The 6346-nt window shown below is 33.8% G+C and carries 8 protein-coding genes; all 8 read right to left on the bottom strand.

What is annotated here, in order from left to right; genetic code table 11:
• Positions 1-15 precede the first annotated feature (15 nt).
• Entirely contained in the window at positions 16-591 is a 576-nt protein-coding gene (locus LEP1GSC192_RS12180) for a hypothetical protein (RefSeq protein WP_036090006.1), read from the bottom strand.
• Positions 581-1492 (bottom strand): hypothetical protein, encoded by a 912-nt coding sequence (locus LEP1GSC192_RS12185; RefSeq protein WP_036090009.1) that lies wholly within the window; start codon positions 1490-1492, stop codon positions 581-583. Before LEP1GSC192_RS12185 ends, LEP1GSC192_RS12180 begins: the two co-directional genes overlap by 11 nt.
• Complete coding sequence (locus tag LEP1GSC192_RS12190) at positions 1489-1836, bottom strand: hypothetical protein (protein WP_036090013.1); 348 nt, start codon at positions 1834-1836, stop codon at positions 1489-1491. The genes LEP1GSC192_RS12185 and LEP1GSC192_RS12190 overlap by 4 nt, the downstream gene beginning before the upstream one ends.
• Before the next feature lie 163 nt (positions 1837-1999).
• On the bottom strand, positions 2000-2548 hold the full coding sequence (locus tag LEP1GSC192_RS12195) for a hypothetical protein (protein WP_020770271.1): 549 nt from the start codon (positions 2546-2548) through the stop codon (positions 2000-2002).
• 482 nt (positions 2549-3030) lie between these two features.
• Entirely contained in the window at positions 3031-3717 is a 687-nt protein-coding gene (locus LEP1GSC192_RS12200; protein WP_020770288.1) for a hypothetical protein, read from the bottom strand.
• Positions 3707-4123, bottom strand: coding sequence for a hypothetical protein (locus LEP1GSC192_RS12205; RefSeq protein ID WP_036090017.1), 417 nt, complete (start codon positions 4121-4123; stop codon positions 3707-3709). The genes LEP1GSC192_RS12200 and LEP1GSC192_RS12205 overlap by 11 nt, the downstream gene beginning before the upstream one ends.
• A gap of 274 nt (positions 4124-4397) precedes the next feature.
• Complete coding sequence (locus LEP1GSC192_RS12210) at positions 4398-4961, bottom strand: hypothetical protein (protein WP_020770276.1); 564 nt, start codon at positions 4959-4961, stop codon at positions 4398-4400.
• Between the two features lie 13 nt (positions 4962-4974).
• On the bottom strand, positions 4975-5409 hold the full coding sequence (locus LEP1GSC192_RS12215; RefSeq protein ID WP_036090020.1) for a hypothetical protein: 435 nt from the start codon (positions 5407-5409) through the stop codon (positions 4975-4977).
• Between the last annotated feature and the right edge of the window lie 937 nt (positions 5410-6346).

Raw genomic sequence — 6346 nt, forward strand, 5'->3', positions numbered from 1 at the left:
GGAAGTTTTCAGAAGTTAAATTACGTTCATCAAACATGGACAAATTTCAATTAAAGACGGAAGACTCTCGGAAATTATAGTAATAGAAATTTTTATAACCATAATTATCCCTAAAAATACGCTTACTATGAACACTTTTCTAGCTGCAATAAGTTCATCAACCTTCCTGTTATTCACCTCAAAGTTATGATTTGTGCTTTGAATATAGTCATTTACCAATTCCTTTTGCCAGCTTATCATATTACCCGACTCTTCTTTTAAAGAATCAGGAGAAATCTTCATATAATTATAATTTGATGGATTAAGCATTTTCGTAGACATTCCAATTGCAATTCCTGACAAGATTGCTGTAAGAATGAAAAATATTCCTTCAATGTAATTCGAAGATATATTGCGGATAGAAGGGAAAATTGTAGCATAAAATAATGCTATCACAGTGATAAATAATGGAATTTGCCCTTGAAGACTAATTAGTTTTCGATCGATAGATTCCCTTCTCTCGTCCTCTTCTTCGTAAAGGTGTCGAGCATTATCTAATTTAAATTGCCACTCTTTCTCTTTATCCGATGAGAACAGAAAATCAAACATCATCGCCTCTTAACCATTCTACAATTTTCTCAGAAAGAGGAAGACCGGTATCCGCCTCAATCCAACCCCATTGTCCATTTGGATTAATTTCTAAAAAAAAATACTGTCCATTCTTTGATTTCACTATATCAATTGCCCCAAATGAAAGGCCTAATGATTTTACAAGGGCAATGCATTTATCTTGAATCTTTTGCGGAAGATCATAAACTTCAAAAGGAACTCTTTTCCGTCGCCAATCAACTAAGGTTTCTATATTCTTTTGTGATTCCACAAAGGCCGAGTAAGCCTTATCTCCAACAACTGTAACTCGTATATCAAATTCCTTATCTATAAATTCCTGGTAAATCGAAGGAAACGTAAACGCGCTCCTTAAATTTTTCAATTCTGACCTTTGAATTTTATTTGTGAAAATATGATATTCTGATTCTTCAATAGACAGCCGGTTACTATATATTGGTTTAACCACCATTTCTCCGTTTAAAAGATCGAAAAAATTTTCGATACGATCAGAATCACCTGTAATCAATGTTCGAGGAACATCAAATCCTAAATCGCGAGCACAAGTAAGCTGAAATGCTTTATTTTCCGCACGATCAATATTATACGGATCACTCATCATTCTATATTTCGAGGATGTGATTAGATTGTAGAGAAATGATTTATATTCATCCAAAAGCCAAACCGAATCTTCGCTTCTAACTAGCTTCTCCGGAGATAAGTATCTCCTAAGCCATACCGAAGTGAATTTTGGGTAAGTCTCGGTCGTTTGATCAATTAATATAGAATTTTCAAGATTTTTTACTTCATCTGTGTTCAATCTAATATAAGGAAATGATCTCTTATTCAATACATCCACGACAATATCCGCCGTGTAATCAAGTGTATGAGTTAAAATTAAGATCATTTATCTTGATCAGTTGTTTCCCTATTAGTTTCGGTATATGTATGCGTATTGATACCTAATGTAATGCGAGCAGGATCGGAATCGGATGCTTCACGATTTGCATCCGTCTTAGTCATCGTGGCCATCATACTCTGAATCCTTCCTTCTTGATCCTTATCCGTACTTTCCGCCCCAGCTTTAGAATGCGTAATTGTGCTAGCTTGTGCAACTTCTCCCAATATAAATGGCAATCCGGTTATTTTATCAATTGTTAAATTTAAATCAGAGGAATACTCAGCATTCGAAAACAAACCTTCATCCTCTGAATTAATTTTTTCTTTATATCTCAAGATGAAAGGCTTCATATTTCCCTCACTGCATTAAACTTACATAATTTAATCGGAATATATTTTAGCCATTGGTTCGGTCAAAAAAATAAATCTGACAAATGTACAGAAAAATACTTTCTTTTTCTCAGAATAAACTAAACATCCGATTGGCAATACTCTAAATTGGCCAAAATGAATGTCAAGAAGATCTAACCTTATATATTCTCGAATTCATATCCAAGCAATCAGAATATATTGCGTATCCTTTATTTCTAATGTATAAGTAATAATGATCTATCTCCGGACCGCCATCTTCTTGAGACGATCTAGAATACCAGCCGACGATTTCCGATTTTTCGCCCGTTTTATAATTAAAGGAGGCACGGTCATCTCCATCGTCCGCTGCCCCTCTCCGAGTCTCGATAACTTCTAAATTTTCGTTATCAATCCAATTAACAGCAGATAAATGTGGAATTGCAAAACATGGGGTTTCTGGATTTTTAAAGGATTTTATAAAATTGTTTTCTTCATATATACTAGCAACGCAGCATCCCCTTGCATTGATCTCATCCTGACTTTCGCCATTCTCACAAGTCTGATCTGCTTCATTTGCTTTTAATTCGAATTTTAATTTTCCATTTGGACTTATCAAAGTTTTTCTAATTATTCCGACATTCGAATCAGCATATTCATTCTTTTTGCAACCGACAGTGAGCAATAATAATATAATTAAGGCTAAACATTTCACATTATAACTCCGTTAAATTCCAAGTAATAAACATAAATGGAGGCTTTCAGGCATTAGCACAATTAAAATTTAAAAACGTCCTACATTTCCGCAAAATCGGGAACCCTATAAAATTCTACCAAAACAATCACGACTTTTGTTCGCAAATAGGCAGACTTATATATCCTATGGAGTTTCTTAATTTAGAAGAACTTGGTAATCATCCACCACAGAAGAGAGCTCGTAAAAAGGCGCTTTATTAATATACAAGCGATCTAACGAAATTTGTATGATGCGATAATTACGACAAGAGGTCTTTGAGAGATTATTATAGATTTATTAAAGCTCTCTCCTAAGAAAAAGAAAGCTATCGTAAATAAGATCGCATCATTCTTGGAAAAAGAAGATCATTAAACATTCCCAACCCACCTACTTAACGATCGCGAAAGCCTTTCTAGGAATGCAAATTGCGAGAAACTTTTCAGAACTATCGGTAATATTTCTTAATCCCCAACTTCTACGTGTAAAAGATCTATTCCGAAAAAATCAGCAGAAGATCTGAAGTCTAATATCTTTTCGTCAGAAGAGTAAATGAGATAACAAGAAGGCGGACTATACGGAATCATTTTTCTTGGCCATTTATTAAACTCTGTTTTCTTATCATCTACTTTATAACCCATTTCACGTCTTAAGCCAAGAACCTCTCTAAATATTCCTTTATTAAAAAGTGTATTTTTACATTCAATTCCAATAAATATTTTATCATAATCAGGCCTACCCGTTTCACCAGGTTTGACTAATACGACATCCAACTCATGATAATTGGATCTATCCGAAAAACCTTCCTTAGAACTTAGTGTCCTAAATTCGATATCCGTCCAAAGCTCTCCAAATAATTTGCTACCTTTCCATACTTCAATATACGCATAATTCCTGTTAATTGGACCTGGCGATGCCTTTAAATTTAAATACTGGCTGTTCTTCAATTTTAAATTAAAACCTTCCGAAATCGCCAAGTTCTTAATTACTTCGCTAAGAATTAATGCTTCATATAACTTTCCGGATCTAATTCCCGAAGGTAACGCCTGAAAAATTGCCTTATACTCATTCCTATTTGCTGACTTTGCATATTTTCGAAATGCATCTTTAATTCTCTTCTTTATTTTTTCTATGTCTTTCTTACTTGCCATCCAATAACTCACTTCGCAATTCATCTATCATTATAAGCAAGATGGAATAATCAGGTAAAGTTCTTAATTCTACATCTTCTCGATCATAAATTTTCTGAATTTCATCGGGAAGTATCAATTTTATACCAAGGAGTGGCCCTTGCTCAGAATCTATATTTTTTACAATATTACTCAATATTTCATCATGGCTTATTCTAGAATTTATCCGTAATTGCTCACGCAAAGTATCCAAATACATGAGTAAATACTCTTTTGGATCAAGTTTCTGGTCTGTCTTAACCATGTCTTGTATATCGGTAAGTCTACCTTCCAAAGCCTTTTCATGCAAAAACGAGAGCCCGCTTTTCCCTAATTCAATATTAAATAAATTTATAATTTCTTGAAGTAATTGACTATCAATTTCCATTATTTACACTCTAATCAATTTTTAACTTTCTCCCGCTAAGTGTCTAACGTTTTACCTAATATAAAATGTTAGAAGAAGCTTTGAAATATACGAAAAGATGAGATTCCCCGCTAGACTAACTAAGCTATGGACAATTGAGATTTTAATTTCAAAATGATATGAGAGGTTAAAAATTGTCGGACTAATCCCAATTTAAATACTATATTTAGGATTTCTAAAAAACTAAAAGTTAAATCAAGGGATTTTTTAATTCTATCCACAGAACTCTCTATCCTTAACGCAAAGGCCCTTTAAGTAATTCTAATCGAATTTTCCTTAATACTTTCTGACTTCCGATTGCTTCCCAGATACAATAAGCTAAAGGAAATAGAAAAATCCCTGAAATAACAAAACTTCTCATAGAAAAATGATCAAAGAACAGAAAAGCTGGGATAAGAAAAATAATTGTTGGAATCAATGAAAGTTCGATTTTATATCTTGTCAGTATTCCACGCAAATATTTATGACCTATCAATTCTTCAGAGTTTCTGAGCCTTAAATAATTATACCAATTCTCTTCATGAATCCCTTTATCATTTTTCAAAACCCAATTTTCGATTATATGCACTTCAAAAAGAGATCCTAAATTTTCAATTAAAGCCCCAACAAGCAATGAAATAACTGAGAATATGATTATCTCCAAGGTCTCATTGTTCGCAGAAAGAATGTTATCCATCTTGATTGAAGCGTTCCGCAGCACGTTCCAATATGCAGTCGTAAGAATTACACCGGGTCCAATATTCGCCCCAATTGGGCGCAGAAGCTCGTTTTTAAAGAAAGAAGACGGATCTAAACTCATAATTTACAATTCCCTAATCAACAAAATATACAATCAATCGTAAGTGCTTAAAAAAATAATATACTGAGTAATAGCCAGCTGAAGTAATTACAGGAATATAGGTTATTAGCCAATCGACAGAAATTAGACTTCCTTTTTTCTGCCGCCTGATTCTGAATGCGACAGGAAGGTCATTCTGCCGGATAAAAGAAATCTTCTTATATTGCTTTTTAATTTTCTTTAAGTAATCGTTTTTCCATCCTCGATAACCTTGATTGATTCTTGTGCAAATTATCGAAAATAATATTAACCCAATATCTACCCATATTTGATCATTTCCATTTTTTGGGGGAGTTACTACTATACCGAAAAGTCCAATATAAAATCCTGAAACGGATAAAGCTTTTGTCTCATTTTGATGCATTGCGGAAATATAATGCTCGACAAGTGTTAACCTATTTTCATCCATTTCATTACCTTTCTAAATATCAATTTATATTGTCAAAGAATTCGATTTGTAAAAATCATAAATAGCCCGTACTACAAAAGCTTTAGCTGAACATGTGTGTCTGGTATGGATAAATTCTCTATTGTGCAACAACATAGCTTTTATATAGAACCCTAACTAAATCATTTAATACCCTTGTAAATATATGGTCCTAAGGTGAAGAAATTTTCGAAAGTCAGCTATAGGACGAGTATTCAGATTTTCATCGAACAATTAATCGATTTTACAATATCCAATTTTTTACTTTCTTTTTCTATGTGTCTAACGTTTTGCTTCCTTAAAAAACAAAAAAGTAATACGAATGCAAACTGCCCTAAAATACTCAGAAATCGAACCCCCCAAACAATCCTTCAAGCCTATTCGACCTTGGCTCGAATTCGGAATATTTAATACTCGCAATCCGAACCGAGGACCGCCTAACTTTCCAATCCAGACGGTCCGGACCATTCCCAAGACAGGAATTAAGGATCTGTCAAGTGGATTTTTCGTTGGGCCATATGAGCCACACCTTCAAAAAAAATATCAAAATTTAGCCCTTAATACACAGTATTTCACAAAGATAACCAAGAAGATACTCAATGACTTCTACCCAAAGCATTGCCCAACTCCTGAGTGTAACAATAGAATCTTAGATAAAGAAATCAGCACTAGACCAGATCTAATAAGATGCCCTCAATGTAGATATCTAACATCAAGACTAAGTTACACTCCCCTTCACCATTTCAAACTACCAATATGGATGTTCGGATATTTACTTTATGAATCATTAATCCAATACCCAAAGGTAGTAACAGCAACAGAACTAAGTAAGAGACTAAGGATAGGATATAATGCAGCGAGCTTACTAAAGAGAAGATTCCAACTCTTTGCATCAGACCAAAACCCAAAGTATAAGAAG

Origin of the sequence: Leptospira sp. B5-022 (genome assembly GCF_000347035.1) — a bacterium.
In the GTDB taxonomy this organism is placed as follows: domain Bacteria; phylum Spirochaetota; class Leptospiria; order Leptospirales; family Leptospiraceae; genus Leptospira_B; species Leptospira_B cinconiae.

Bases quoted from the DNA above. Each gene is read 5' to 3' on its own strand.
- LEP1GSC192_RS12180 (WP_036090006.1), bottom strand. From the start codon at position 591: ATGATGTTTGATTTTCTGTTCTCATCGGATAAAGAGAAAGAGTGGCAA.
- LEP1GSC192_RS12185 (WP_036090009.1), bottom strand. From the start codon at position 1,492: ATGATCTTAATTTTAACTCATACACTTGATTACACGGCGGATATTGTC.
- LEP1GSC192_RS12190 (WP_036090013.1), bottom strand. From the start codon at position 1,836: ATGAAGCCTTTCATCTTGAGATATAAAGAAAAAATTAATTCAGAGGAT.
- LEP1GSC192_RS12200 (WP_020770288.1), bottom strand. From the start codon at position 3,717: ATGGCAAGTAAGAAAGACATAGAAAAAATAAAGAAGAGAATTAAAGAT.
- LEP1GSC192_RS12205 (WP_036090017.1), bottom strand. From the start codon at position 4,123: ATGGAAATTGATAGTCAATTACTTCAAGAAATTATAAATTTATTTAAT.
- LEP1GSC192_RS12210 (WP_020770276.1), bottom strand. From the start codon at position 4,961: ATGAGTTTAGATCCGTCTTCTTTCTTTAAAAACGAGCTTCTGCGCCCA.
- LEP1GSC192_RS12215 (WP_036090020.1), bottom strand. From the start codon at position 5,409: ATGGATGAAAATAGGTTAACACTTGTCGAGCATTATATTTCCGCAATG.